Origin of the sequence: [Mycobacterium] stephanolepidis, from assembly GCF_002356335.1 — a bacterium.
GTDB lineage: Bacteria > Actinomycetota > Actinomycetes > Mycobacteriales > Mycobacteriaceae > Mycobacterium > Mycobacterium stephanolepidis.
In genome coordinates, this window is record NZ_AP018165.1 from 293299 (window position 1) to 317773 (window position 24475).

Here is a 24475-nt window from a genome sequence, read left to right on the forward strand (position 1 = left end):
CCGCCCTATCCTGAACTCAGTCATACGACTGACTTGAATAGGAGATGTCATGACGGATGTGGATGTGGTCGTCGTCGGGGCCGGCCTCGCGGGGCTCTCTGCCGCACGCTTGCTGGTCGGCGCCGGGAAGTCCGTGCGTGTTCTGGAAGCACGCGATCGGGTGGCGGGCCGGAACATGGGCGGGTTCCTGAGTAACGGTGTGCCGGTCGAAAGGGGCGGCCAGTGGGTCGGTCCAGGCCAGGACGTGGTGCTGGACCTGATCGACGAGCTTGGTCTGGAGACGATTCCCAGTTACGAGGCCGGTGATGCACTCACCGTCATCGACGGTCGATTGATCCGCTATGCCGATGAAACCTTTGGAATCCCGGTGGAGAATCTCGCCGAGGTCGCCCGCCTGTGGGTCGATATCGAGGCGCTGGCGGCGACTGTTCCGCCGGAGGCGCCCTGGCAGGCGCCGGACGCTGAGAACCTCGATCGGCAGACATTCGACTCGTGGGTCACCGACAGCACACCGGACACCATCGCTCGACGGCTTTTCCGGTTCATTGTGCCCGCGGTCTTCTCGGCACAGGCATGTGAATTGTCGTTGTTGCACTTCCTGACCTACCTGAAGAGTTCCGGAAACAACCTCGCGACACTGCTTTCCATCGGCGGGGGAGCCCAGGAACGCCGGGTTGTCGGCGGTACACATCAGATCTCCGAACGGATGGCCGCAGACCTCGGCAAGCAGGTCCAGCTGGGCGCCGTCGTCAGGACCATCGCTCAGGACGCCGACGGGGTCTGCGTCTCCCACGAGGACGTCAACGGGACGGCAACGGGTGTCGTCACCGGTCGGCATGTGATCGTCGCCGTCCCGCCTACCCTCGCGGGCCGGATCCGGTGCCTGCCGACACTGCCCGCCTCCCGCGACGGCCTGACTCAGCAGATCCCCGCCGGAGCGGTCATCAAGTTTCAGGTCGGGTACCAGACGCCGTTCTGGCGCGAGGACGGACTCAGTGGATTTGTGGCCAGCCTCGACGACGCGTTCAGTCCCGTCATGGACAACTCGCCGCCGGACGGGTCGTGTGGAGTGCTGGTCGGATTTCTCGAAGGCGCCCATGCGCGTGCCGCCGCCGAGCTGTCTGTCGCGCAACGACATCGGATCGTTGTCGACGCCCTGGTCAAGTATTTCGGGCCGAAGGCCGCGGAACCATTCGACATCGTCGAGCAGGACTGGACTGCAGAGGAATTCACCCGCGGATGCTACGGAGGACGTCTTGGTGCGGGCGTGTGGACGCAGTACGGCAAGGCGCTGACCGCACCCGTCGGGCGTATCCACTGGGCGGGTGCGGAGCTGGCGCAGGTGTGGAGCGGCTACATGGACGGTGCCGTCCGGTCCGGCAGGCAGGCAGCCGAAGGGGTGCTGGCCTCCGGGTGAGGCGCGCTAACCGCCGAAACTCTTGCCCCAGCGCTCGGTGAAGGCGATATCGCTCAGCGCGGGGCGTTGCCGGGGGGCGTGATCGCGCTCGACGGTCGATTCGTCGGCACCGGCGTAATCCTCGAGAACCGGACCGATCGCGACGACGGCGATGGGCCGCACGTTCTCGGGGATACCGAAGACGCCGGGCGCATCGTCCACCCGGAATCCGGCCATCGGATGGGTGTGCAGGCCGTGCGAGCGCGCCTCCACGCCCAGCTGTGCGATCGCCAGTCCGGCATCGACCGCCGCGTAGACGGCGGTGTTGTCATCATCACCCAGGTCGGTGCTCACCAGCACGAGCGCTGCCGCAACTTTTGCGTAAGAGTTTCCCCGATTGAGCAGCTCGACCAGTGCCTCGTAGGTGGCGTCACCGCGCAGACCCACGATGTATCGGACGGGGAAGCGCTTACCCCAACTGGCGGCCCAGCGACCCGCTTCGAGCAGGGCTGTCAGGGTCTCGGGAGTCAGGTGTGCACCGGGATCGAAATGCCGCGGACTCCAGCGCGAGGCGATCAGCGGCTGGATCGGAACCGAGGTGATGGCGGTACGTTCGGTCGGGTTGCCCATACGGGCCAGGTTATCGAGTTGTCGTAACCCCTTATCCTGATGACTGGATCTCTCCCGACCCTGGCCGAACAGCAGGAAGGTATGCCGTGGCGCTCGTCGTCCAAAAGTACGGCGGATCGTCGGTCGCAACGGCCGAACGCATCCGCAGGGTGGCCGAACGCATCGTCGAGACGAAGAAGAACGGCAACGACGTCGTCGTTGTGGTCTCGGCCATGGGTGACACCACCGACGAGCTGCTTGACCTGGCTCAACAGGTCTGCCCGGCACCGCCGCCCCGTGAGCTGGACATGCTCCTGACGGCCGGTGAGCGGATGTCCAACGCCCTGGTCGCGATGGCCATTCACTCGCTCGGAGCCTCGGCGCGCTCGTTCACGGGATCGCAGGCCGGTGTCATCACTACCGGCAGGCACGGCAGCGCCAAGATCATCGACGTCACCCCCGGCCGGTTGCGCTCCGCCCTGGACGAGGGCCAGGTGGTGCTGGTCGCCGGATTCCAGGGTGTGAGTCAAGACAGCAAGGACGTCACCACATTGGGACGCGGTGGCTCTGATACCACCGCCGTCGCGCTGGCCGCCGCACTGAAGGCCGACGTCTGCGAGATCTACACCGACGTCGACGGGGTCTTCACCGCCGATCCGCGGATCGTGCCGAATGCGGCCCGGCTCGACAAGGTCAGTTTTGAGGAAATGCTGGAGATGGCGGCAGCCGGAGCAAAGGTGCTCATGCTGCGCTGCGTGGAATACGCCCGGCGATACAACGTTCCGGTTCACGTGCGCTCGTCGTATACCGACAAGCCAGGCACGATCGTCAGCGGATCAATGGAGGACATTCCTGTGGAAGAAGCGATTCTCACCGGTGTCGCACACGATCGTGGCGAGGCCAAGGTCACCGTCGTCGGGATTCCCGACGTACCCGGTTACGCCGCCAAGGTCTTTCGTGCCGTGGCCGATGCCGAGATCAACATCGACATGGTGCTGCAGAACATCTCCAAGGTCGAGGACGGCAAGACCGACATCACCTTCACCTGCCCCAAGGAGAATGGGCCCACCGCGGTCGAGAAGCTGGACTCGCTGAAGAACGAGATCGGGTTCTCGCAGGTGCTCTACGACGATCACATCGGCAAGGTGTCTCTGGTGGGTGCGGGTATGCGCAGCCACCCGGGTGTCACCGCCGGATTCTGTGAGGCGCTGGCCAAGGCCGGGGTCAACATCGAGCTCATCTCGACGTCGGAGATCCGGATCTCGGTGTTGGTCAAGGATGACGAGCTCGACACCGCGGTCAAGGCCATCCACGACGCCTTCGAACTCGGCGGCGAAGAGGAAGCCACCGTGTATGGAGGTACCGGGCGATGACGTCCATTGGTGTTGTCGGCGCAACCGGGCAGGTCGGGGCCGTCATGCGAAAGCTGTTGGAAGAGCGTGACTTTCCGGCGTCATCGGTGCGGTTCTTCGCGTCTGCCCGCTCCGAGGGTAAGAAGCTGCCCTTCCGTGGACAGGAGATCGAGGTCGAGAACACCGAGACCGCGGATCCTTCCGGATTGGACATCGCGCTGTTCTCCGCCGGGGCCACCATGTCCCGGGTGCAGGCGCCTCGGTTCGCCGAGGCGGGCGTCACCGTCATCGACAACTCGTCGGCCTGGCGCAAGGACCCGGACGTTCCGCTGGTGGTGTCGGAGGTGAACTTCGATCGCGACGTGCGTGGCGTGAAACTGCCGAAAGGCATTATCGCCAACCCGAACTGCACCACCATGGCTGCGATGCCGGTACTCAAGGTATTGCATGACGAGGCGGGTCTCACCCGGCTGATCGTGTCGACTTACCAGGCGGTGTCGGGCAGTGGCCTGGCCGGCGTGGAAGAGTTGGCCACTCAGGTGCGCGCCGGTATCGCCGATGGTGAGCAGCTGGTGCACGACGGCTCTGCCGTCAGTTTCCCGGCACCGGTGAAATACGTTGCACCCATTGCCTTCAACGTAATCCCGCTGGCCGGCTCGCTGGTCGACGACGGCTCCGGTGAGACCGACGAAGATCAGAAGCTGCGTCATGAGAGCCGCAAGATTCTGGGCATCCCAGAGCTTTCGGTGAGCGGGACGTGTGTGCGGGTTCCGGTCTTCACCGGACACTCGCTCTCGATCAATGCTGAGTTCGAGCGCGAGCTGACGCCTGTGCGTGCCGCCGAGCTGCTTGGCGCGGCGGCGGGCGTCAGCCTGGCCGACGTGCCCACGCCGCTGGCCGCAGCGGGCGCCGACGAATCCCTGGTGGGCCGGATCCGTCAGGATCCGGGCGTTCCGGGTAATCGCGGTCTGGCACTGTTCATTTCTGGAGACAACCTCCGGAAGGGTGCGGCGCTCAATACGATTCAGATCGCCGAACTGCTCGTCGCGAGCTGACTCACAGGAACTTCACGGGTTTTCCCTGGGCAATGGTCAGTCGGTTCGGCCATGCTCGGGGCATGACAACTCCAGACAATCCCGATACACCAACGAATCCGGTGTCTGTTCCGCAGGCACCGCCGCCCGCGCCGCGTTCGGCGAGTAACACCTTGCTGGTGAAGATCGCCGCCGTTGTCGGCATCGTGGCCGGCGCCTTCGTGATTCTCGGCGTCACCTTCGGTCTCGGCGTGCTGGCCGGCTCGCAGTGCGGCCACGGCGGGCACGGTGGTCCTGGTGGCCCCGGCGAGCACGGCCGGCACATGATGTTCCAGCGGGACGGTCAGCCCCCGATGCTTCCTCCGGGTGGGCCGGTCATCATCGAGCGCGGTCCTGCGTTCATCCCGCCACAGCCGCCCGAGCGTCAGGACCGGCGCGACCAGCCGCCGCCAGCGCCCTCCACGCCCGCCGCGCCGCGCCCCTGACCCGGGTCCATCGCGATCCGACCGCCCGGCGCCACTGGCTACCCTGTCCTGGGACGGTTAGTGGCGCCTTGGCGTCGGATGGGAGATGAGGCGTGCGGCACATCAGGGGCAGCACGATCCTGCTGACCGCGCTCCTGGCGTTCACGAGTCTCCAATCGTCCTGCTTCCCAGCTGCATTCGCGGACCCGCTGCAACCCGCGTCGCTGCCTGCGCTGGACCCCGGTGAGGTGGTGCGTGTTGGACCGGTCGCGGGGACGGGCACCGCGACCTCCGACTACAACCTGGGTGCCACTGATCTGTGCGAGTTCATGGTCTTCACCGGCGGTATGCTGCAGATCTGTGGTGACAGCTTCGCAGGGCAGGGCGTGGGATACGGCGGCTGGTACTCGCCGGTGGCGCTACGCGTCGACACGGAAACAGTGCCGAACGCATCCGGTGTGCGTCACTCCGGCGTGCTGGGCACCGATCGCCCGCTCTTGGAAGACCCGACTCCGCCGGGATTCTCGCAACTTCCCTCGGGCGTCATCGACATCAACGGGACCAACTGGCTGTTCATCGCCGTCACCAAGAACCTGATTCCGCAGTCGACACGGCTGGTGAAACCAGACCCCTTCCGTGCCGGATGGCCGACCGTTCCGGGATCGGTACGACCCGGTGATTACGCGAATGGCCAGCAGACTCAGATCAGTGGCTATTACGACCCGCTATGGACCCCTGAATCGCCGAAGGGGTGGGTGTACATCGTCAGCGACGGATTCGATCGGTCGCGGCCCGCGGTTCTGTACCGGGCCAAGCCGGACGCGTTCACCGACCGTGCGACGTGGCAGGGGTGGGGCGCCGATGCTCACGGCAGGTGGGCCTGGGGTACCGCCGTGACGCCGTTGTGGGGTGACCACCTGGGCGAGCTGAGTATGAAGATGGTCGACGGACAGGCGGTGCTGTCCTACTTCAACCAGACCACGGGCAACGTCGAGGTGCGGGTTGCCGACAACCCCACGCGGCTCGGCGCGGTACCGGTGACCACAGTGGTGAACGCCGGGGCTTGGCCCGAGGTCGCCGACGAGTTGCCCGAGTCGTGGGACAACACCTTGGCTCAGCCGTACGGCGGATACATCGGGCCGGACTCCACGCTTGATCGGCTCAGCATCTACGTCAGCCAGTGGAACACCGATTCGCGCGACCATGCTCCCTATCGGGTGATCGAATTCGCGGTGAACCCGTTACGGGCCGGTGTGGGCTAACTAACATCTGCATGTAACCAGAGTTATCGATGCAGCAATGGCGGCTGGTTAGGATGGTCGTCAATGATTGCTAGCGGAACCTTGATCGACATCGCCGCCGATGAGTGGATAACCGACGGGCAGGGTTCGCGTACCTTCGAATCTGTGGACGCTGAGGTGCTGGCAACCCGCGCAAGCGAGGCCCTGGCGTCTGGAGACGACAGCGAGGCCTTGCGTCTCGCAAATGATGCGCTGGAGCTGGAGCACAAGAATTCCCGGGCCTGGCGCATTCTGGCGTACTGCCTCGGCAGCATGGGACGGCACTTCGACGCGATTGATTGCGCACTCTCTGCCGTGAGATACGGCGGCCATGACGCCATCAACCACTACACCCACGCGTGGGCGCTCAAGGGTGCCAGCAAACCGAACGAAGCTCTCTCGGCGGTCGATGAGGCCCTCGATATCGAGTCTGGATTCGCCGATGCGCTCGCGCTGCGTGCGGTGATCCGCAACGAGCTGGGCGACCGGGACGGGGCCATCGAGGACATGCGCAGGGCGCGGGCCCTCTAGTCCTCCAGCGGGTGCCGCTTGAGGAACTCGTCGATGAGCGCGTTGACCTCGTCGGGGCGTTCCAGCGCGGCCAGATGTCCGGTGTTCTCCATGATCATGAACTCGGCCCCGGGGATCGCCTCGGCCATGAGCTCGGTCTCTGCGACGGGAAAGGTTGGATCCTCACGCCCCGCGACCACCAGGATCGGTGTGCCGATGCGCCCGAACAGCTCGCGTTGGTCCGGCCGTGCCGGAACCACGCTGTTGACCGCCCAATAGACCGAGTCGACGTTGAGATCGCGCAGTTCGGCGCGGATCGCCTGTTCTACCTGGGGGCGCTCGCGCATGATGGTGGGGCCGACAAAGGCCTTCACCGCCCGGGTGGTGAGTGGTTCGCGGAATCTGCCCAGCAGTCGGACTATCTCCGTGAGCAGCCGAAACTCGACGGTCTGACGCATGTTGGCGCGCGAGGCGGTGGCGTTCATCAAGACGGACGCTCCGGCACGGTCGGGATGCAGTGCCGCGAAGGTTCCCCCGATCATTCCGCCCCAGGAATTGCCGACGATGTGTGCGCGCTCGATGCCGAGGGAGTCGAGGATTTGTTCGATGCTGTGTGCGCAGTCCTCGAATCGGAACATTCGGTGCAGGGCCTGGCTGTCACCATGGCCGGGCGGGTCGACGAGGATCACGGTGTACCGTTCCGCGAAGTATCGTGCCTGTTCATCCCACATGGACCCGGTCATCAGCAGGCTGGGCCAGAAGAGGATGGCGGGCCCGTTACCGCCGACCCGCACATGCAGGCCGCCGAGGCAGCTCTGGACGTACCGGTCCTGCAATGCGGCGCCGCTCATGCGCAGCAGGCTAGCGGTTGCGGGCGGTTGACAGGGAAGATCTGCAGAATGTGGACATGATTGCTGCCCGGTTCCTGCCGCCAGTGCTGCTCGTCTGCTCAAACATCTTCATGACCTTTGCCTGGTACGGGCATCTCAAATTCAAGGATCACCCGTTGTGGGTGGTGGTCCTCGTCAGTTGGTTTATCGCGTTCTTCGAGTATTGCCTGGCGGTTCCCGCGAATCGTCTTGGTAGTGAGGTGTATTCGGGCGCAGAGCTCAAGGCGATGCAAGAGGTCATCACGCTGACGGTGTTTCTCGGTTTCGCGGTGTGGTACCTGGGGGAGAAGCTCACCCTGAACCACCTGGTGGGGTTCGTATTGATCGCCGCCGGGGCCTACTTCGTGTTCAACGGCCCCTTCGGCTAGCAGAGCATTTCTTGACTCATTCCAGAAAAGGCGCATACTGGTGAGGTGACCGCAGTACAGCCCCCCGCCCCAGCCGCTGCATTGCGCAGGGCGGGACTGCGTGTCACGGCTCCACGCGTCGCGGTTCTGAACGCGATTGCGGCGCATCCACATTCGACCGCAGATGTCATCGCGATGGTGGTGCGTGCCGATCTTGGGAAGGTGTCCACACAGGCCGTCTATGACGTGCTCAAGGCCTGTGTGAGCGCCGGGCTGGTGCGACGTATCGAACCTGCCGGTTCCGCGGCGCTTTTTGAGACGCGTATCGGCGACAACCATCACCATCTGGTCTGTCGCCGGTGCGGTGCCGTCACCGATGTGGACTGCACCGTCGGGCATGCGCCGTGCCTGGAGCCGTCACACACCGCGGGGTTCGTGGTCGACGAGGCCGAAATCGTGTTCTGGGGCATCTGCCCCGAATGTCAGCCCAATTAGTCAGGTTTCGAGGAGGTTTTCATGTCCATCCGTACAACCACGAACACCGGAATCGCAGTGGAGAGCGACGACGAGTCGTTGACCGCGGGCATCCAGGGCCCGGTTCTGCTGCACGACCACTATCTGATTGAAAAGCTTGCGCAGTTCAACCGGGAGCGCGTTCCCGAGCGCATCGTGCACGCCAAGGGTGCCGGCGCATACGGAGAGCTCGTCGTCACCGCCGACGTCTCGAAGTACACCAAGGCCAAGCTGTTTCAGCCGGGCGTGAAAACAGAGTCGCTGGTGCGCTTTTCGACAGTGGCAGGCGAACAGGGAAGTCCTGATACCTGGCGTGACCCGCGTGGTTTCGCCATCAAGTTCTATACCGAGGATGGCAATTACGACCTGGTCGGCAACAACACCCCCGTCTTCTTCATTCGCGATGCCATTAAATTCCCAGATTTCATCCGCTCGCAGAAGCGGTTGCCGGGATCAGGATTACGGGACCACAACATGCAGTGGGACTTCTGGACGCTGCGTCCCGAGACGGCGCACCAGGTGACCTGGTTGATGGGTGATCGTGGGATCCCGAAGAACTACCGCCACATGAACGGATACGGCTCGCACACCTATCAGTGGGTCAACGCAGAGGGGGAACGTTTCTGGGTGAAGTACCACTTCCGTACCGATCAGGGGCAGGATTTCCTGACCCAGCAGGAAGCGGATGCGCTCGCCGGATCCGACGCCGACGCACATCGTCGCGATCTGTGGGATGCGATCGAGCAAGGCAATTTTCCGAGCTGGACCCTGCACGTGCAGATCATGCCGGTGGCCGAGGCACAGGGATACCGGTTCAATCCGTTCGATCTGACCAAGGTCTGGTCCAAGAAGGACTACCCCTTGATCGAGGTCGGCACATGGACGCTCAATCGCAACCCGGGGAACTACTTCGTCGACATCGAGCAGGCCGCCTTCGAACCGTCGAATATCGTTCCGGGAATTGGCTTCTCACCCGACAAGATGCTGCTCGGCCGGGTGTTTGCCTACGCCGACGCACATCGGTACCGGATCGGCACCAACTACGCGCAGCTGCCGCCCAACGAGGCGCGGGCTGCGACCGTGAATTCCTACTCCAAGGAGGGCGCGATGCGGTATCACTTCAATGATCCCGAGGTTCCGGTATACGCCCCCAACTCCTTTGGGGGTCCTCATGCCGATCCGCAGGCAGCGGGCGACCTGGGCGTGTGGGATTTCGACGGCACCGCCGTGCGTGCCGGGTATGTCCAGCATGTAGAGGACGACGACTTCGTTCAGGCCGGAACCTTGGTGCGTGAGGTGCTGGACGATGAACAGCGCGCGCGGCTGGCGAGCAATATCGTGGGCCATGTGCTGGGCGGCGTCAGTGAACCCGTGCTGTCCCGGGTGTTCGAATACTGGAAGAACGTAGATTCCGAGCTGGGCAAGGCCGTCGAAGAGGGCGTTCGCGCCGGCCTCGACGCGCAGTAGGGGAGTTCTTGGATGGCGCCGGTTCTCGTCAAGGGGGCCGGCGCCATCCGTATGCTCGTCGTATGTCCAATGAGGCCGTCTACACCGCAGAAGCCACGTCGACCGGGGGGGGGGGGGGGGGGGGGGGGGGGCCGTGACGGGCATGTGCGCTCGTCGGATGGCCGGATAGATCTAGACGCCCGAATTCCAAAAGCAATGGGCGGCAACGGCGAAGGCACCAATCCTGAGCAGTTGTTCGCGGCCGGGTACTCGGCGTGTTTCTTGAGCGCACTCAATCTGGTGGCGCGTATCGCGAAGGTGCAGCTCGACCCGGCGACATCGATCACCGCGAAAGTGGGAATCTCCAAGACGCCGGAGGGCGGATTCGATCTGTCGGCCGAGCTGGACGGGTACCTGCCCGGGTTGTCCCAGGAGGTCGCCGATGATCTGTTGGAGCAGGCGCACGAGGTGTGCCCGTACTCCAACGCGACCCGTGGCAACATCGAGGTGACGGTCAAGGCGCGAGTCTGATGCGTGGGTTCGTCGTCGCGGGGGTATCGGCGTTGGCCCTGGTGTTCGCGCCGGCGGCCCAGGCGGCAGGCCCCGACGCAATTGTGCTCAAGCCGAAGGTGGTGAACTCGATCGTCGGCACCGAGCTTCCCGTCACCCGGACTGTCGAATCTCCGACGGCCGGCTATCAGGTGAGCGAACCGAGTTGTCTGAGCTTCGTCGATGTGGGGCTAGACGAGGTGTTCAACGGTAATGGCGAATTGGCCGAGTATCGCGGGCAGACGTCTCAGAAATCAGATTCGGACGCAGCGTATTCCGTGAAGCAGGCGGTGGGGGTCTTTCAGCGCCCGATTGCCGCGGTGGATCCGGTTGTCGCGCTGCTGTTCATGGACAACTGCTATGGCGTACCTCTGGACGTGACCGATGGCCAGGGTGCGCGGGAAACGTGGACCATCACCAAGGGCAAGTCGGGAGACACCTCGGCCAGCTGGTCGATGGCCAGCGCCACCGGGGCTACCTGCTACGTGCAGATGCGTGCGAAGCGCGAGGTGTTATTGCAGGTGAAGGCGTGTGTGCCGAAGAATGGCGAGAGGATCGCCACGGCCCTCGCCGATGCCATGGAGGGACGAGCATGACCATCAAGATCGCCTCGGCCGTGACTACTGCGACGGTGGTCGCGCTCGCGCTGGCCCCCGTGGCGGGTGCCCGTCCTTCCGATCCTGGCGTCGTCAACTACGCGGTACTCGCGCGTGGATCGGTGAGCAATGTCCTGGGGGCGCAGCTGGGGTCGCATAGCGAGTTCACCCAGCCCTTCCAGGCGTTCTCGGTGGATGTCCCCGAATGCAACAACTGGTCGGACATTGGGCTCGACGAGGTGTACGCCGATCCGGATCTAGCCTCGTTCCGGGGTGCGACGACGCAGGACTCGGCCACGGATGCAACGCATTTGGTCAAGCAGTCGATCGGGGTGTTCGCCAACAACGATGCCGCTGACCGCGCATTCCATCGGGTGGTGGACCGCACCCAAGGATGTTCCGGCCAGACGGCCACCTTGCTCCTGAACGACGGCCGACGCGAGGTGTGGACATTCTCCGGACCAGCGGCCGGTGCCGCCGATGCCGCGTGGATGAAGGAGGAGGCCGGTGTCGACCGCCGCTGCTTCAACCAGACCCGTAGGCGCGAGAATGTGCTGCTTCAGGCCAAGGTCTGCCAGCCGGGGAACGGCAGCCTTGCGGTGAACGTGCTGGCCAACACGATGCAAAACGGCCTGGGCCAGTAAAGGATTCGCTGTCGCCGCGCAGGCCCGTTGATTCGCCGAGTGTGCAGATCCGGTCGAAATCTCGATGAAAATCGACCGGATCCGCACACTCGACCCGAGCCTTTACACCGACGCGGCGGCCTCGTTGAGTTCGTTGAGCGTGTTGGTGGCCTCCAGGTACTCCTGGACCCAACGCTCGATGACCGCGGCCGACTTCTCCACCTTGGTGAACTGGCCGACGACCTGGCCGATCGGGTTGAAGGCGACGTCGATGGTCTGATCCGGGAACTTGTGCGTGGCGGCCACCGCCATCCCGGAAACCATGTACTGCAAGGGCATTCCCAGCGGTTCGGGATTGCTCTCGGTCTGCCAGGCCTCGGTCCAATCGTTCTTGAGCATCCGGCACGGCTTGCCCGTGAAGGACCGGCTGCGCACGGTGTCGCGGCTGGTGGCCTTGACGTAGGTGTCCTGTTGCACCGCAGTGTTCTCGGCCTCCTCGACCATGAGCCACTGCGAGCCGCTCCACGCGCCCTGCGCACCCATGGCCAGCGCTGCGGCGATCTGGTAGCCGCTGCCGATACCTCCGGCGGCCAGTACGGGCACCGGTGCGATCTCCTTGACCACCTGCGGCCACAGCACGATCGAGCCGACCTCACCGCAGTGGCCGCCGCCCTCGCCGCCCTGGGCGATGACGATGTCCACCCCGGCGTCGGCGTGCTTGCGGGCCTGCTTGGGAGAACCGCACAGCGCCGCGACCTTACGGCCGGCGTCGTGGATGTGCTTGATCATGTCGGGCGGAGGCGTGCCGAGCGCGTTGGCGATGAGCGTCATCTTGGGATGGCGCAGCGCGATCTCCACCTGGGGGGTCGCGGTGGCTTCGGTCCAGCCCAGCAGTTGCAGGGCGTTGTCGTTGCCCTCTTCGACGGGTACTCCGTGGTCGGCCAGCAGCTTGCGGCCGAAATCCAGGTGCTCCTGCGGAACCATCGACTGGAGCATCTTGGTGAGCTCTTCGGCCGACATGTTCGCGTCCATGCCCTCGTACTTGTTGGGGATGACGATGTCGACGCCATAGGGATGGTCACCGATGTGCTCGTCGATCCAGTTCAGCTCGATTTCGAGCTGTTCGGGGGTGAATCCGACGGCGCCCAGCACGCCGAAGCCACCGGCTTTGCTCACCGCGACGACGACGTCCCGGCAGTGGGTGAAGGCGAAAATCGGGAACTCGATGCCGAGTTCGTCGCAGATCGGGGTGTGCATGACTTCTCCTTGGGTGATGGGAAGAGGGGCAGGCGGATGGCGGGAAGGGGTCCCGGCAGAGGACTGGTAGGAGGGTCTAAAAACTGGAACGTGTTCTAGTTTAGAACAGGTCCTGCACGCCCGTCCGGCGGCTTCCCTACACTCACGCTGACCTAATCGCACGAGCCGGGAGTAGCCAGCGCATGTTTCCGCATATGGGAGTGCCGGACGCGGCCAATACCGCCTGGGTTCTGACGAGCGCCGCGCTGGTGCTTTTGATGACCCCGGCACTGGCCTTCTTCTATGGCGGCATGGTGCGCGCCAAGAGCGTCCTCAACATGATGATGATGTGCTTCTCGGCCGTTGCCGTGGTGTGGGTGCTCTGGGTGGCCTTCGGGTACTCGATGGCATTCGGTACCGACGTTGGTGGCGGACTACTGGGCGATCCGTTCCAGTTCGCCGGATTGCAGCACCTGTTCGAGGGCGACTACAAGGCGCCCTCGGTACCGCTGTGGGGCCCGACCAACATTCCGGCTCTGGTGTTCGTCATGTTCCAGGCGGGGTTCGCCATGGTGACGGTGGCGCTCATCGCGGGCGCGGTCGCCGACCGGATGCGCTTCCTGCCGTGGATTGCGTTTACGGCACTGTGGGCAACCCTGGTGTACTTCCCGGTGGCGCACTGGGTATTCGCGGTTGAGGGCACCACTGCCGACAAGAGCGGATGGCTCGCGAACCTGGGCGTCCTCGACTTCGCGGGGGGTACCGCCGTGGAGATCAACTCGGGTGCCGCCGGCCTGGCGCTGGCTGTTGTTCTTGGCAAGCGGCGCGGGTGGCCGCGCGAAGCGATGCGGCCCCACAACCTGCCCGCCGTCATGCTCGGTGCCGGCCTGCTGTGGTTCGGCTGGTTCGGATTCAACGCCGGATCGGCGTTGGCTGCCGATGGCACCGCGGCGATCGTCATCGCCAACACCCTGGGTGCGGGCGCCATGTCGATGGCAGCCTGGCTGCTGGTCGAAAAGGTCCGGCACGGCAAGCCAACCTCATTCGGTGCGGCCTCGGGCGTCGTCGCGGGTTTGGTGGCCATCACGCCTTCGTGTGCGGCGGTCACGCCTATCGGCGCGCTGGCGATCGGAGCGGTGGCCGGCGCGGTGAGCTCTCTTGCTATCGAACTGAAATACCGCCTGGGATATGACGATTCGCTCGACGTGGTGGGTGTGCACCTGGTGGGTGGCGTGGTCGGTACGTTGATGATCGGTGTTGTCGGCAGTGCCGCGGCCCCGGCCGGTATCAACGGACTGCTGTACGGCGGCGGGTTGCATCAGTTCTGGTTGCAGCTGGTGGGGGTGGCGGCGGTGCTCGCCTACTCGGTTGCGGTCACCGGCGTCATCGGGCTGGGTCTGCGCCATTCCATGGGCATTCGGTCGCATCCGCAGCACGAGTCCGATGGTCTCGACGATGCCGAGCATGCGGAGTCGGCCTACGAGCTTGCCACCACCCGCGGTGGTGGGCTCATCAACCCGGGGCTTTGAACCTGCCGATCCCGGGTAGGAATCGTCCGACCCGGGATCCGTAGTCGCGGTAGGTCTTGCCGTGTATCGCGAGTAGATACGGCTCTTCGACCACTCGCACCTGCAGTTCGATCGAGGCGGCGAGTAGCACGAAACCGCTGAGGGCCAACAGGTTCGGAGTCATGAGGGCCGACCCGGCCGCGAAGGTCAGCATTGCCGTGAAGATCGGGTTACGAACCCAGCCGAAAACGCCGCTGCTCACCAACGTGGTGGTCTCACGGGTGTCGACGCCAACTCGCCAGGATTCGCCCATGGTCTGCTGTGCACCGACCGTGGCGACGATTCCCGTTGCCGCCAGTGCGATTCCCACGATCTGAAGAGGTCGATGATCCAGTGCGGGAAGGGGAGCGATGAGTCCCGCCAGTTGCAGGATGGGGGCGAGTAGGGCGGCGATTATCGCGGCGATGAATCCCACACCCGCGAACCATTCGCGTGAACCGGGGCGGCCGTGGAATCCGCGGACGCCGGTGGAGCCGGTGGCTCGCCACTGTCGGTAGCTCTTCCAGCCCAGCCCGGCAGCGATGAAGACCAGATACACGACGAGCGCCGCCACGGCCATGAACTTCCCTCCATTAATGCATACATTCGCATAGAACAATATTTTGAGATGAGTGTCAATAACCCACGGGGTCATTCCCGCTGCTCGTCTAGGCTCCTGCGGTTATGAGGTCTGTTCTGGGGGTGGCGTCGTTCCTTTGTGTGCTGGCGATGACGGCTTCATCGGGCATCGCCTCGGCGAATCCCGACGAGCTACCGGTGCTGGTGGACGCGCTGCCCGCTCTGATGCTTGAGCCCGGGGACGTGAGTCCCGTCATGGGGGCCGGCATGTCTGTGTCCGGAGATTGGGCCGGGCTGGTGTCGGATCGGACCGACAGACCCGAATGCGGCAGTGTGGTTTTGGCGTCGGCAGCCAGCTATGAATCCTCCAATTACTTGTCTGGGCGGTACCGGTCGTTGACGGACGGGCCGAACTGGACGCGGTTGGTGGACCAGAGCATGGTGATCTTTCCCGAATGGTCGGATGCGACGAACTTCGCGCTTGGTGAGGCTGATCGCTGGCGGGCCTGCGAGAACCAGCGGGTCACTTCGCTTCTGCCGCAACCTGACGGAAGCACGCGTCGTGAATGGGTGCAGCTTCGCAAGATCGTCCAGGTTCAGGAGGTTCTGGTAGTCGGGTACACGTGGCCGACGGATTTCGGTGGAGCGATGTACTGCCAGCATGCGCTCGCGCCGTTACGGAACGTGGCCATCGATGTGCGGGCCTGTGGTCAGCGAGACGGGAATCGTGCCCTCGACCTCATTCAGGCCCTGCTGCCTCGGGTGGCGCAGGCGTAAGGGCGCTCAAAGATGCTGTGACAAAACCTCTCTCGGGTAGCCTCGATGCGTGCCCGACAGAGATGGTCTCATCGTCTGCGGCGAGACGCTGGTTGACGTGGTACCCGCGGCCGACGGGTTGTGGCGCGCGGTACCGGGCGGCGGGCCGTACAACACCGCGATCACCGCCGCCAGACTCGGCACCCGAACCGCTCTTCTCACGCACGTGTCGCATGACGCCCTCGGGCGCCGGTGCATCGAAAACCTGACCACGGCGGGTGTCGACGAGTCGTTGGTGATGCGCCAGGACGTCCCTACGACATTGGCCATCGCGGAAGTCGACGAGCTGGGTGTCGCTCAGTACCGGTTCTATTGGCAGGGAACCACCAATGATGTTGCTCAGCCATCGCTTCCCGTTCCGGCGCTCGCCCCGACGGCGGTGTGGGCAGGCTCGATCGCCAGCGTCCTCTGGCCGGGGCGCGAGGCGCTACGGGCCTGGATTGTCGAGCACTATTCGGACACCCCGGTCGTTTTCGATGTGAATGTGCGCCCAACGCTCCTGGGTGACCGCCAGACGTATATCGAGCGCATCACCCCGTGGCTGGCTCTCGCGCAGGTGACGCGGGCCAGCACCGAAGACCTCCAGTTCCTGTACCCGGGCGTATCGATTGCGGGTGTGGTGGGCCGCTGGTTCGAGGACTACCCCCAGATCGAGATCGCGTTGATCACCTGCGGTGCGGCGGGCTCGCTGGCCTTCCGGCGGGGCGAATCGTCGCCACTGCCCACCCCCGCCCACCAGGTCAGCGTTGTGGACACCGTCGGTGCCGGTGACACGTACACCGGCGCCTTCCTTGACGGGTTCTATCGGCGGCGGCTCGAGCTGCCCGAGGCCCTGCACCGTGCGGCGGTGGCGGCGGCGATCACCTGTACCCGTCCCGGAGCACAGCCGCCCGATTCGACTGAGCTCGCCAAGGAGCTGCGCCGCATCGGGTCCTAGAGTTCAATACACAAGAATCGGGGGCCGAGGCCAGGGGGTGTACGCATGCGATCAGCGGTGGGGGCATTGGTGGTCGCACTGGGCGCCCTGCACCCGGCCGTCGCAACAGCCGAACCATCGCCCAATGTCCCGCCGTCGGCGATCGACCGCCTGATGATCACTCAGCCAGAGGCCGAACGGGTGATGGGCGTGGCTCTGCCCAATGTCCAGCGGCAAAGTGCCACCTTCGCATTGGATACCGATCGCCCGGACTGCGGAAGTGTGGTGTTGGCTTCGGTGTCGAGCTATGACCGGTCCCCTTATGTGGCTGCGCACTCCCAGGCACTCTGGGATCACACCGGCTGGTTCACCCTGGTCGATCAAAGTGTGGCGGTCTTCGGCACCGATGCGGAGGCCCGCGATTTCGCGCACAGCGAGGCCGATCGCTGGCGGGCATGTGAGCATCAGACCATCAACGTCTCCGAGCTGGCCATCGACGGCACCACTCTGGTGGCGACGGTGGATATTCGGGATGTCACGCAGGTCGACAACCTGCTCGCGGTCGGCTATTCACGAAATGATTCCGCGTATGCGTCATGTCAGCATGTGTTTCTCAGCGAGCGCAACGTCACCATCGATATCCGAACGTGCTCAACGGTTTCCAAGAGTGATGGTGAGCGGGCCTTCGAATTGATGAAGATCGTCGGTCCGCGAGTATGGGAGGCATAAGTCATGAGAGTTCCGGCATGGGCGGTCGTGACGACGATGGCGGGGATGCTTCTGGCGTCGCCCGCGCACGCGGATCCGGGTTCGATCGTGCCGCCCGCCGCGATCGATGACCTGATGGTGACGCCGCAAGAGGCGTCGTCGGTGCTGGGAGTTGGCTTCCCGACGGTCAATCGGCTCAATGCGCTGCCAGATCTGTCGACCGACAGACCCGATTGTGGCAGCGTGGTTCGCGCGTCCATCGCCACCTATGACCGCGCACCGTACATGGCCGCCCATGACCAGCAGCTCGAAGATGCGGCTCCGTGGACCGTCCAGGTCTCGCAAAGCGTGGCGGTATTCCCCTCCGACGATGAGGCCCGCGACTTCGCTTCCAGCGAAATGGATTTGTGGCAGCTGTGCGCGAACCAAACAGTGCGCGACGGCTTCCAGTGGAAGTACATGATCAGTGCACTTCGTCGTGATGATGACGCGATCGTGGGACCGTACGTGATGATCGCCGATAACGGAGTGCGTAAAGCCTGCACGCATCTGCTGGTCAGAGTCCGTAACACCGTGAGTGATATGCGGACATGCTCCGACGGTCCCGAGCGTTACGAACGTTTGTTGCGCATCACCAGGATTATCGGACCCCGCTACGAAGCGGCCTGAACACGGACCGCGCGAAGAGGATTGACGGACGTCTGCAGGGCGGCCACCTCGGGACCCGCCTGAGCCACCGCGAACCGATACAGGTCCGCCATGCTCGCGGTGCTGCCCGCGATGGTGCCGTCGGGAAGCCGCGCTTCACCAGCTGCGACGGTGACCGGCAGCTGGCCCAATCGATAAGCACCATCGGGCATTCCGGCGGCGCACATCGCGTCGGTGACAAGAGCGATTCGGTCTGGTCCCACCGCGGCCAGCACCATTCGGTAGATCGCGGGGTGGATGTGTACGCCATCGGCGATCAACTCGATGGTCACCGACGGGCTCTCCAGGAGGGCCGGAATAGGACCGGGCTCGCGATGGTGGATCGGCCGCATGGCGTTGAACAGATGAGTGGCGACGGTAGCACCGGACGAAATAGCCTGCAAGGTCTGCTCATACGTGGCATCGGTATGTCCCACTGCCGCCACTACGCCGCGCGCGACAAGCAACTCGATGGCCAGGATTGCGCCGGGAAGCTCGGGCGCAATGGTGACCATCCGAATATGCCCGGCGCCCGCGTCCAGTAGCCGCTCCAGCTCGGCGAGATCCGGTTCGCGCAGCAGCCGCGGATCGTGCGCTCCGGCATATCGCGGCGACAGCCAGGGGCCTTCCAGGTGTATCCCGGCGATACCCCCGGTGCTCGCCGTGCCGGCGAGCACACGCACCGCGTTGAGCAGGTCATCGGGCGCCAGGGTCACCAGGCTGGCCAGCATACCGTCGGTGCCGTGGGATCGGTGCCACTCTGTGGCAATACGATTGGCCTCCGGATCGTCTCCAAATGATGCGCCGCCACCGCCGTGCACGTGCATATCGAAAAATCCGGGCACTGTCATGTCAGAGCGTTTCGGTCACCTTGGATAGACCTCGCGGTACATCGGGGTCTTCTCCGCGGCCGATCGCCAACTGCAGGGCAAGCAGCTGCAGCGGAATGATGGCCAACATGGGCGAAAGCTCCTCGAGCGTCGGCTCCAGGGTGACGCCCAGCCCGGTGGCGGCCACCGCGTCCGCCGATCCCACGCAGCACACATCGGCTCCGCGTCCGGCCAGCCGGTGCAGCACGTCGTTCATGGCCCGGCCGCCGACCCCGTCGGGCACGATCGCGATCACGGGTACCTGCGGATCGATCATGGCCAGCGGGCCGTGCAGCAGGTCTGCTCCCGAGAATGCCTGGGCAGAAAGATAACTCGTCTCCATCAGCTTGAGAGCGGCTTCGCGTGCGGTGGGGTACGAGTAGCCGCGGCCGGTGGTGACCAGGCGTGACGCGAAGCGGTAGCGGGTAGCCAGCTGCTGCACCACGGCGCTGTGCAGGATCTCCTCGCCGCGCTCCGGGAGCAGGGCGGCCGCCGTGTTATCGCGGCCCGCCACATCGGTGAGCAGCAGGTACAGCGCCAGCAATTGCGCCGTGTACGACTTGGTGGCCGCAACCGCGAGTTCAGGCCCTGCCAACACGTCCACGTGATGTTCGGCGGCCGTAGCCAGCGCAGACTTCGGAGCATTGGTCACGGCGATGGTCAGTGCTCCCTGCTGGCGCGCCACCGATAGCGTCTGCACCAGGTCGGGAGAGCCCCCCGATTGGCTGACTCCGATTACCAGCACGCCCGAAAGATCTGGCCGCGCACCGTAGGTTGTCATGGTCGAGGGTGAGGCCAGCCCCGCGGGGACCTGCAGGATGATCTCGGTGAGGTACTTGCCGTACAACGCGGCGTGGTCGCTGGTGCCGCGCGCGACGAAGAGCACGAAGCGCGGCTGGTACTCGACGATCTTGGCTGCCACCTCCGCGATGCCCGATCGACCTTCCGAAAGCAGCCGCCCCCAGACAGCGGGCTGTTGGCGTATCTCGTCAGCCATATGCGTCCCCGCGGTCATGCCTTCTCCAATCCGTCGACATCGACCCCGGCCAGGGCCAATGCTCCAAACACCGGTTCACGTTGCAGCACAGCGATATCCGAAACTCCGGTGTTACGCGTACGTTCGATGATATCGGCGACGAGGCCCGGTTGGTTGACCAGTAGGCCCCCACCGAGTACCACGGGCAGTCCGGGGCCCAATCGTAGGCAGACACCCTCGATCAGGGCAGCCAAGTCGATGGCTGTTTGCCTAGTGATCACCTGCGCGGGCTCATCACCTGCCGAGGCGAGGTCGAAGACAAGTCCTGCCATCTTGGCCCAGTACCGGCGTTCGGGGTGTGCATAGAAATGATCCAGCAGCTGTGCAGGCTCGGTGACACCGCACTCGGCGGTAAACCGCTGCGAGAGCGCATCGGGCGGATCGCCCCGATCGGATAAAGAGAGCGCGTGCCGCACAGCCGATCTCGACACGCCGTAGCCGCTGCCGTCGTCACCCAGCAGGTACCCCCAACCGCCGACTCGCGCGGTGATGCCATCGGCCCGCTTTCCCCACGCTACCGATCCGGTACCGGATATCACCGCGATGCCGGCTGTCAGCCCGCCCGCCGCCAGGATGAGCTGCGTGTCGTGCACTGCGGTGATGTCGGCGTGAGGTGCATACGGTTGCAGCAGCCGAACCAGGGCCCGCGCACCTTCGGGGGTATCCACCCCGGCTGACCCGGCACTGACGCGGGAGACATCGTCCAGGTTCAGCTCGGAGAAGATGTCGGAGAAAACGGTTTTCGCCTGCTCCTCCGTCACCGACTGCAAGTTCGCGCTACCGGCCAGCGCCTCGCCGATCACCTTGCCATCCGCTACGGCCAGCGCGCGGGTCTTGGATCCGCCGATGTCTATCCCAACTACTACACCTCGGGCCACTTGCCTCCGCTTTCCCAGAAATGCCGGATCTCCTCAAGGTTGCGGCCCTTGGTTTCCGGTGCCAACAGATAGACGAACACGAGGGCGGCCAACGCCAGCGCTCCGAAGACACCGAACGCAACGGTGCCGCCGAGTGCGGTCAACAACGTCAGGAAGTACATGGACACAACGGCATTGGCCACCAGGTCTGACGTCAGCATGGCGCTGGCCCCGTAAGAGCGCAGCCGTGCCGGGAAACTCTCGCCCGCGTACACCCACACCAGCGAGCCGAATCCGAAGGTGAAACCCACCGCGATGAGCACGATTCCCAGGAAGCCGAGAACCGTCAACACGCCGCCGAATGACGATCCACCGATTGCGAATACGGTCACCAGCAGGGCGTCGGCGATGATCATGATGGTGATGCCGATCATGAGAATGGGACGGCGGCCCATCCGGTCGATGGTCGACATGGACACGAATACCGCCAGGAGTGCTGCCACCTGAACAAGCGCGGGAAGACCGAGCTTGGCGAAGTATCCCGACATGCCCATCGCCTCGAAGATGCGAGGCCCGTAGTAGACGACAGCGTTGATGCCGGTGATCTGAATAAAGAATCCAAGACCGACAACGAAAAAGGTTGCTCTGTTGTAGGGCGGAGTCACCATCTCTTTGAGTCGCGCCAGCACCGAACCGCCGCCCTCGGACCGCAGGGCGTCGGCGATCTCATCGAGCTCGTGCTCGACGTCGATATCGGGATCCACCGTGGTGAGGATCTCGCGCGCGCGTGCACGGTCGCCGCGCATCATGTACCAGCGAGCCGTATCGGGGAGCTTGCGTAGGGCGATCAGTACCAGCACGGCGGGGATGGCCGCCAGGCCCAGCATCAGCCGCCAGCTGCCCGTTGAGGACAACGCCCAGGCGATGAGGTACCCGGCGATGATCCCTGTTACGCAGGCCAGTTGGTAGAGCACCAGCATCGAGCCCCGGATCTTGGTGGGGGAGGACTCGGCGACGAACACGGGAACCACCACCACCGACACACCCACAGTGAGCCCGAGCAAGAATCGCGCGGCGACCAGGGTATTCAGGTCGACGGCCAGCGCGGAGAGTAGCGAGAAGATTCCAAACGTCGCCGCCACCAGGACCATTGATCGTTTCCGGCCGATCTTGTTGGACAGTGGGCCACCGATGAGTGCGCCCACGATCTCGCCGATCACCACCGCGGTGGCGGCCACCTGCTGGTCGTTGGTGGACAGATGTAGGTCGTCGGTGAGGAACAGCAACGCACCTGCAATGTTGGAGGAGTCGTATCCGTAGATGACACCCACCGCTGCGGCCGTCACGGCCACCATCAGACCCAGACGCGACGTCGAGCGGAGGTCGGTGATCAGGCTCATCCCACGTATTAGACACTGAGGATGCGGCGGGCACGGGTTATTGGAGGTGGCGTGAAGATCGGTGTTGTTGCTCCGGTAGAGCTCGGGATGACCGCGGAACCCGACAAGATCCTCGAATTCGCGCGTGCCGCAGAGCGGCTGGGATTCAACGAGATCTCCGTGGTGGAGCACGCGGTCGTCATCGGAGACACGCAGAGCACCTACCCCTACTCGCCGACCGGTCAGTCGCACCTGCCCGATGATGTCGACATTCCCGACCCGCTGGAACTGCTGTCGTTTGTCGCCGGCGCCACCACGACACTCGGGCTGTCCACCGGGGTGCTGGTGTTACCCGACCACCACCCCGTCGTGCTGGCCAAACGTCTGGCCACCCTGGACCGATTGAGCGGAGGGCGGCTGCGGGTCTGTCTGGGAGTCGGATGGATGCGTGAGGAGATCGAGGCGTGCGGGGGCGATTTCGACCATCGCGGCGCGGCTACCGATGAAGCCGTGGCGGTGATGCGCACACTGTGGTCAACCGATGGGCCCGCTGCCTACGACGGTGATTTTTACCGATTCCACAACGCCTACTCCTACCCCAAGCCGTCACGGCCACAAGGTGTTCCGCTGTACATCGGTGGGCACAGCAAGGCGGCGGCGCGACGCGCGGGGCGGCTGGGCGATGGCTTTCAACCGTTGGGGCTGGTCGGTGAGGATCTGTCGGCCGCGCTCAATGTCATGCGGGCGGCGGCGAGCGATGCGGGTCGAGATCCCGCGAACATCGACCTTGTGCTGGGCCATGGTTTGCATCGCGTGGACCGGGAGGCGCTGGATCAGGCGCACCAGAGCGGTGCGGGACGAATGCTGCTGTCAGCCTCGCGGCGCGCCACGACGCTGGACGCGGTGCTCGACGAGATGGCCGCGTGCGCTACCCGACTCGAACTGGTCGGTCCTCGCTGAACACCACGACCGGCTCGCGGCGGGTGAAGAGCCAACCGGCAGCTCCGCGCTCGTAGGTGTCGAGGTAGCAGACGGCCATCACGTTGTCGTGATGCTGGTCGCCGCGCAGGTAGATGTGGTGGGCCATGCAATAGACCTCGCCCGTCGCGGTGTCGCCGTGGACAGTCGCCGTCTGCTGACCGATGAGGTGATACGTCGCATGCAGTGGCGTGAGTGCCGCGACAATCGAATCCGCGATCGCCTCGCGGCCCTGCAGCGCCGCCGAATCGCCCGTGCGCAGCAGGGCGGGGGGCCGGATCAGTTCGGCGTCAACCGAGAACAGCGCGACGAGCGCGTCGACGTCGCGACGGTCTGCGGCGCTGGCATACCGGGCGACGAGATCCTGGATGGCGAGTCGGTCATCGGTCACGGATACAAAGACTATGGGGCCTCGATCTCCCAACCAACTGATCGGTTAGGGTGCGGCTCATGGATATCAATGGTGTGTCTGCAATCGTCACGGGTGGCGCCTCGGGTCTGGGTGCCGCAACTGCTCGCCTGCTCGCTGAGCAGGGCGCCAAGGTCGTCATCGCCGACGTCCAGGACGAAAAGGGTGAGGCTCTGGCCAAGGAACTCGGTGGCGCCTTCGTGCACACCGACGTCACCAGCGAGGCCGACGGTATCGCCGCCGTCGACGCCGCCAAGGAGCTGGGCCCGGTACGCGTCCTCATCAACTGCGCGGGCGTTGGCTGGCCCGGCCGCACCATTGGCAAGGACGGTCAGTACGCCTCGGCACACTCGCTGGACATCTTCTCCAAGGTCATCGGCATCAACCTGATCGGCTCGTTCAACCTGATCCGTCTCGCGGCCACCGCGATCAGCCAGGAAGAGCCGGTCGACGAGTTCGGTGAGCGCGGCGCCATCGTCAACACCGCCTCCGTCGCGGCGTTCGACGGCCAGATCGGCCAGGCGGCCTACTCGGCGTCCAAGGGCGGAATCGTCGGCATGACGCTGCCGATCGCGCGCGATCTGTCGGTCGTCGGCATCCGTGTCAACACCATCGCGCCGGGCCTCATCGACACCCCGATCTACGGTGAGGGCGACTCCGCGCAACAGTTCAAGGACCGCCTGGCACCGAACGTGCTCTACCCGCAGCGCCTGGGTAACCCCGAGGAATTCGCCTCGCTGGCCCTGGAGCTCGTCACCAACAGCTACATGAACGCCGAGACGATTCGCATCGACGGTGGAGCCCGCCTCCAGCCGAAGTAGCGGTACTTGTCGGTGGCCTATGGAACAT

Annotated in this window: 27 protein-coding genes and 1 pseudogene; 19 read left to right on the forward strand and 9 right to left on the reverse strand. The window is 64.5% G+C overall.

What is annotated here, in order from left to right; genetic code table 11:
• Positions 1 to 49: 49 nt before the first annotated feature.
• Complete coding sequence (locus MSTE_RS01515; protein ID WP_096498476.1) at positions 50 to 1417, forward strand: flavin monoamine oxidase family protein; 1368 nt, start codon at positions 50 to 52, stop codon at positions 1415 to 1417.
• Positions 1418 to 1423: 6 nt separating this feature from the next.
• On the opposite strand, the gene MSTE_RS01520 is transcribed toward MSTE_RS01515, so the two are convergent.
• Positions 1424 to 2026: a nitroreductase family protein gene (locus tag MSTE_RS01520; RefSeq protein WP_096498477.1), complete on the reverse strand. Its 603-nt coding sequence runs from the start codon at positions 2024 to 2026 to the stop codon at positions 1424 to 1426.
• An 86-nt stretch (positions 2027 to 2112) separates the two neighbouring features.
• On the opposite strand from MSTE_RS01520, the gene MSTE_RS01525 reads away from it, so the two are divergent.
• From MSTE_RS01525 to MSTE_RS01550, 5 genes are all read left to right on the forward strand, one after another.
• Positions 2113 to 3378, forward strand: a complete 1266-nt coding sequence (locus MSTE_RS01525) for an aspartate kinase (RefSeq protein WP_030095982.1) — start codon at positions 2113 to 2115, stop codon at positions 3376 to 3378.
• Positions 3375 to 4412: an aspartate-semialdehyde dehydrogenase gene (locus MSTE_RS01530; protein ID WP_096498478.1), complete on the forward strand. Its 1038-nt coding sequence runs from the start codon at positions 3375 to 3377 to the stop codon at positions 4410 to 4412. Before MSTE_RS01525 ends, MSTE_RS01530 begins: the two co-directional genes overlap by 4 nt.
• Before the next feature lie 62 nt (positions 4413 to 4474).
• Positions 4475 to 4876 carry a hypothetical protein gene (locus MSTE_RS01540; RefSeq protein ID WP_157997605.1) on the forward strand — a complete coding sequence of 134 codons (402 nt, stop codon included), beginning with the start codon at positions 4475 to 4477 and terminating at the stop codon, positions 4874 to 4876.
• A gap of 227 nt (positions 4877 to 5103) precedes the next feature.
• Positions 5104 to 6117 (forward strand): DUF4185 domain-containing protein, encoded by a 1014-nt coding sequence (locus MSTE_RS01545; protein WP_096505311.1) that lies wholly within the window; start codon positions 5104 to 5106, stop codon positions 6115 to 6117.
• 63 nt (positions 6118 to 6180) lie between these two features.
• Positions 6181 to 6666 (forward strand): tetratricopeptide repeat protein, encoded by a 486-nt coding sequence (locus MSTE_RS01550; RefSeq protein WP_096498481.1) that lies wholly within the window; start codon positions 6181 to 6183, stop codon positions 6664 to 6666.
• On the opposite strand, the gene MSTE_RS01555 is transcribed toward MSTE_RS01550, so the two are convergent.
• Positions 6663 to 7496 (reverse strand): alpha/beta fold hydrolase, encoded by an 834-nt coding sequence (locus MSTE_RS01555; RefSeq protein ID WP_096498482.1) that lies wholly within the window; start codon positions 7494 to 7496, stop codon positions 6663 to 6665. The two genes, MSTE_RS01550 and MSTE_RS01555, sit on opposite strands and share 4 nt — an antisense overlap.
• A 56-nt stretch (positions 7497 to 7552) precedes the next feature.
• Between MSTE_RS01555 and MSTE_RS01560 the strand changes: the two genes are divergently transcribed.
• The 6 genes and pseudogenes from MSTE_RS01560 to MSTE_RS01585 all read left to right on the forward strand — a co-directional run bounded on the left by MSTE_RS01560 (position 7553) and on the right by MSTE_RS01585 (position 11630).
• A complete protein-coding gene (locus MSTE_RS01560) occupies positions 7553 to 7903 on the forward strand; it encodes a DMT family protein (protein ID WP_096498483.1) in 351 nt (116 codons plus the stop codon).
• A 45-nt stretch (positions 7904 to 7948) separates the two neighbouring features.
• Positions 7949 to 8377, forward strand: a complete 429-nt coding sequence (locus MSTE_RS01565; protein WP_096498484.1) for a Fur family transcriptional regulator — start codon at positions 7949 to 7951, stop codon at positions 8375 to 8377.
• A gap of 21 nt (positions 8378 to 8398) precedes the next feature.
• Complete coding sequence (locus MSTE_RS01570) at positions 8399 to 9862, forward strand: catalase (protein WP_096498485.1); 1464 nt, start codon at positions 8399 to 8401, stop codon at positions 9860 to 9862.
• Positions 9863 to 9924: 62 nt separating this feature from the next.
• A pseudogene (locus MSTE_RS01575) lies at positions 9925 to 10372 on the forward strand (organic hydroperoxide resistance protein).
• Entirely contained in the window at positions 10372 to 10986 is a 615-nt protein-coding gene (locus MSTE_RS01580; protein ID WP_096498486.1) for a sensor domain-containing protein, read from the forward strand. Before MSTE_RS01575 ends, MSTE_RS01580 begins: the two are co-directional and overlap by 1 nt.
• Positions 10983 to 11630 carry a sensor domain-containing protein gene (locus tag MSTE_RS01585; RefSeq protein WP_231896968.1) on the forward strand — a complete coding sequence of 216 codons (648 nt, stop codon included), beginning with the start codon at positions 10983 to 10985 and terminating at the stop codon, positions 11628 to 11630. Before MSTE_RS01580 ends, MSTE_RS01585 begins: the two co-directional genes overlap by 4 nt.
• A gap of 102 nt (positions 11631 to 11732) precedes the next feature.
• On the opposite strand, the gene MSTE_RS01590 is transcribed toward MSTE_RS01585, so the two are convergent.
• On the reverse strand, positions 11733 to 12866 hold the full coding sequence (locus MSTE_RS01590) for a nitronate monooxygenase (RefSeq protein ID WP_096498487.1): 1134 nt from the start codon (positions 12864 to 12866) through the stop codon (positions 11733 to 11735).
• A 182-nt stretch (positions 12867 to 13048) separates the two neighbouring features.
• On the opposite strand from MSTE_RS01590, the gene MSTE_RS01595 reads away from it, so the two are divergent.
• On the forward strand, positions 13049 to 14374 hold the full coding sequence (locus MSTE_RS01595; protein ID WP_096498488.1) for an ammonium transporter: 1326 nt from the start codon (positions 13049 to 13051) through the stop codon (positions 14372 to 14374).
• On the opposite strand, the gene MSTE_RS01600 is transcribed toward MSTE_RS01595, so the two are convergent.
• Positions 14358 to 14972, reverse strand: coding sequence for a methyltransferase family protein (locus MSTE_RS01600; protein WP_096498489.1), 615 nt, complete (start codon positions 14970 to 14972; stop codon positions 14358 to 14360). The two genes, MSTE_RS01595 and MSTE_RS01600, sit on opposite strands and share 17 nt — an antisense overlap.
• A gap of 122 nt (positions 14973 to 15094) precedes the next feature.
• Between MSTE_RS01600 and MSTE_RS01605 the strand changes: the two genes are divergently transcribed.
• From MSTE_RS01605 to MSTE_RS01620, 4 genes are read left to right on the forward strand one after another with little or no spacing between them, the layout of a single operon-like run.
• The gene (locus tag MSTE_RS01605) at positions 15095 to 15748 is read left to right on the forward strand and encodes a sensor domain-containing protein (RefSeq protein ID WP_162291529.1); all 654 of its coding nucleotides are present in this window, start codon (positions 15095 to 15097) and stop codon (positions 15746 to 15748) included.
• Positions 15749 to 15797: 49 nt separating this feature from the next.
• Entirely contained in the window at positions 15798 to 16724 is a 927-nt protein-coding gene (locus MSTE_RS01610; RefSeq protein ID WP_096498490.1) for a carbohydrate kinase family protein, read from the forward strand.
• A 45-nt stretch (positions 16725 to 16769) separates the two neighbouring features.
• Positions 16770 to 17432, forward strand: a complete 663-nt coding sequence (locus MSTE_RS01615) for a sensor domain-containing protein (protein WP_096498491.1) — start codon at positions 16770 to 16772, stop codon at positions 17430 to 17432.
• A gap of 3 nt (positions 17433 to 17435) precedes the next feature.
• Positions 17436 to 18080: a sensor domain-containing protein gene (locus MSTE_RS01620; protein ID WP_096498492.1), complete on the forward strand. Its 645-nt coding sequence runs from the start codon at positions 17436 to 17438 to the stop codon at positions 18078 to 18080.
• Here the strand turns inward: MSTE_RS01620 and MSTE_RS01625 are convergent.
• From MSTE_RS01625 to MSTE_RS01640, 4 genes are read right to left on the reverse strand one after another with little or no spacing between them, the layout of a single operon-like run.
• On the reverse strand, positions 18065 to 18949 hold the full coding sequence (locus tag MSTE_RS01625; RefSeq protein WP_096498493.1) for an N-acetylglucosamine-6-phosphate deacetylase: 885 nt from the start codon (positions 18947 to 18949) through the stop codon (positions 18065 to 18067). The two genes, MSTE_RS01620 and MSTE_RS01625, sit on opposite strands and share 16 nt — an antisense overlap.
• Position 18950: 1 nt before the next feature.
• Positions 18951 to 19964 (reverse strand): SIS domain-containing protein, encoded by a 1014-nt coding sequence (locus MSTE_RS01630; RefSeq protein WP_162291530.1) that lies wholly within the window; start codon positions 19962 to 19964, stop codon positions 18951 to 18953.
• A gap of 14 nt (positions 19965 to 19978) precedes the next feature.
• A complete protein-coding gene (locus MSTE_RS01635) occupies positions 19979 to 20881 on the reverse strand; it encodes an N-acetylglucosamine kinase (RefSeq protein WP_096498495.1) in 903 nt (300 codons plus the stop codon).
• Positions 20866 to 22260 (reverse strand): sugar porter family MFS transporter, encoded by a 1395-nt coding sequence (locus tag MSTE_RS01640; protein WP_096498496.1) that lies wholly within the window; start codon positions 22258 to 22260, stop codon positions 20866 to 20868. The genes MSTE_RS01635 and MSTE_RS01640 overlap by 16 nt, the downstream gene beginning before the upstream one ends.
• A 51-nt stretch (positions 22261 to 22311) precedes the next feature.
• Here MSTE_RS01640 and MSTE_RS01645 point away from each other — a divergent pair, with 51 nt between their 5' ends.
• On the forward strand, positions 22312 to 23199 hold the full coding sequence (locus tag MSTE_RS01645) for an LLM class F420-dependent oxidoreductase (protein ID WP_096498497.1): 888 nt from the start codon (positions 22312 to 22314) through the stop codon (positions 23197 to 23199).
• Here the strand turns inward: MSTE_RS01645 and MSTE_RS01650 are convergent.
• Entirely contained in the window at positions 23168 to 23608 is a 441-nt protein-coding gene (locus MSTE_RS01650; protein WP_096498498.1) for a nuclear transport factor 2 family protein, read from the reverse strand. The genes MSTE_RS01645 and MSTE_RS01650 overlap by 32 nt on opposite strands.
• Positions 23609 to 23667: 59 nt before the next feature.
• Between MSTE_RS01650 and MSTE_RS01655 the strand changes: the two genes are divergently transcribed.
• A complete protein-coding gene (locus MSTE_RS01655) occupies positions 23668 to 24447 on the forward strand; it encodes an SDR family NAD(P)-dependent oxidoreductase (protein WP_030095957.1) in 780 nt (259 codons plus the stop codon).
• Positions 24448 to 24475 lie beyond the last annotated feature (28 nt).

What these genes read in the sequence shown, in the direction of transcription:
- MSTE_RS01515 (WP_096498476.1), top strand. Translation starts at nt 50, where the DNA reads ATGACGGATGTGGATGTGGTCGTCGTCGGGGCCGGCCTCGCGGGGCTC.
- MSTE_RS01520 (WP_096498477.1), bottom strand. Translation starts at nt 2,026, where the DNA reads ATGGGCAACCCGACCGAACGTACCGCCATCACCTCGGTTCCGATCCAG.
- MSTE_RS01530 (WP_096498478.1), top strand. Translation starts at nt 3,375, where the DNA reads ATGACGTCCATTGGTGTTGTCGGCGCAACCGGGCAGGTCGGGGCCGTC.
- MSTE_RS01540 (WP_157997605.1), top strand. Translation starts at nt 4,475, where the DNA reads ATGACAACTCCAGACAATCCCGATACACCAACGAATCCGGTGTCTGTT.
- MSTE_RS01550 (WP_096498481.1), top strand. Translation starts at nt 6,181, where the DNA reads ATGATTGCTAGCGGAACCTTGATCGACATCGCCGCCGATGAGTGGATA.
- MSTE_RS01555 (WP_096498482.1), bottom strand. Translation starts at nt 7,496, where the DNA reads ATGAGCGGCGCCGCATTGCAGGACCGGTACGTCCAGAGCTGCCTCGGC.
- MSTE_RS01560 (WP_096498483.1), top strand. Translation starts at nt 7,553, where the DNA reads ATGATTGCTGCCCGGTTCCTGCCGCCAGTGCTGCTCGTCTGCTCAAAC.
- MSTE_RS01570 (WP_096498485.1), top strand. Translation starts at nt 8,399, where the DNA reads ATGTCCATCCGTACAACCACGAACACCGGAATCGCAGTGGAGAGCGAC.
- MSTE_RS01580 (WP_096498486.1), top strand. Translation starts at nt 10,372, where the DNA reads ATGCGTGGGTTCGTCGTCGCGGGGGTATCGGCGTTGGCCCTGGTGTTC.
- MSTE_RS01585 (WP_231896968.1), top strand. Translation starts at nt 10,983, where the DNA reads ATGACCATCAAGATCGCCTCGGCCGTGACTACTGCGACGGTGGTCGCG.
- MSTE_RS01590 (WP_096498487.1), bottom strand. Translation starts at nt 12,866, where the DNA reads ATGCACACCCCGATCTGCGACGAACTCGGCATCGAGTTCCCGATTTTC.
- MSTE_RS01595 (WP_096498488.1), top strand. Translation starts at nt 13,049, where the DNA reads ATGTTTCCGCATATGGGAGTGCCGGACGCGGCCAATACCGCCTGGGTT.
- MSTE_RS01600 (WP_096498489.1), bottom strand. Translation starts at nt 14,972, where the DNA reads ATGGCCGTGGCGGCGCTCGTCGTGTATCTGGTCTTCATCGCTGCCGGG.
- MSTE_RS01615 (WP_096498491.1), top strand. Translation starts at nt 16,770, where the DNA reads ATGCGATCAGCGGTGGGGGCATTGGTGGTCGCACTGGGCGCCCTGCAC.
- MSTE_RS01620 (WP_096498492.1), top strand. Translation starts at nt 17,436, where the DNA reads ATGAGAGTTCCGGCATGGGCGGTCGTGACGACGATGGCGGGGATGCTT.
- MSTE_RS01625 (WP_096498493.1), bottom strand. Translation starts at nt 18,949, where the DNA reads ATGACAGTGCCCGGATTTTTCGATATGCACGTGCACGGCGGTGGCGGC.
- MSTE_RS01630 (WP_162291530.1), bottom strand. Translation starts at nt 19,964, where the DNA reads ATGGCTGACGAGATACGCCAACAGCCCGCTGTCTGGGGGCGGCTGCTT.
- MSTE_RS01640 (WP_096498496.1), bottom strand. Translation starts at nt 22,260, where the DNA reads ATGAGCCTGATCACCGACCTCCGCTCGACGTCGCGTCTGGGTCTGATG.
- MSTE_RS01655 (WP_030095957.1), top strand. Translation starts at nt 23,668, where the DNA reads ATGGATATCAATGGTGTGTCTGCAATCGTCACGGGTGGCGCCTCGGGT.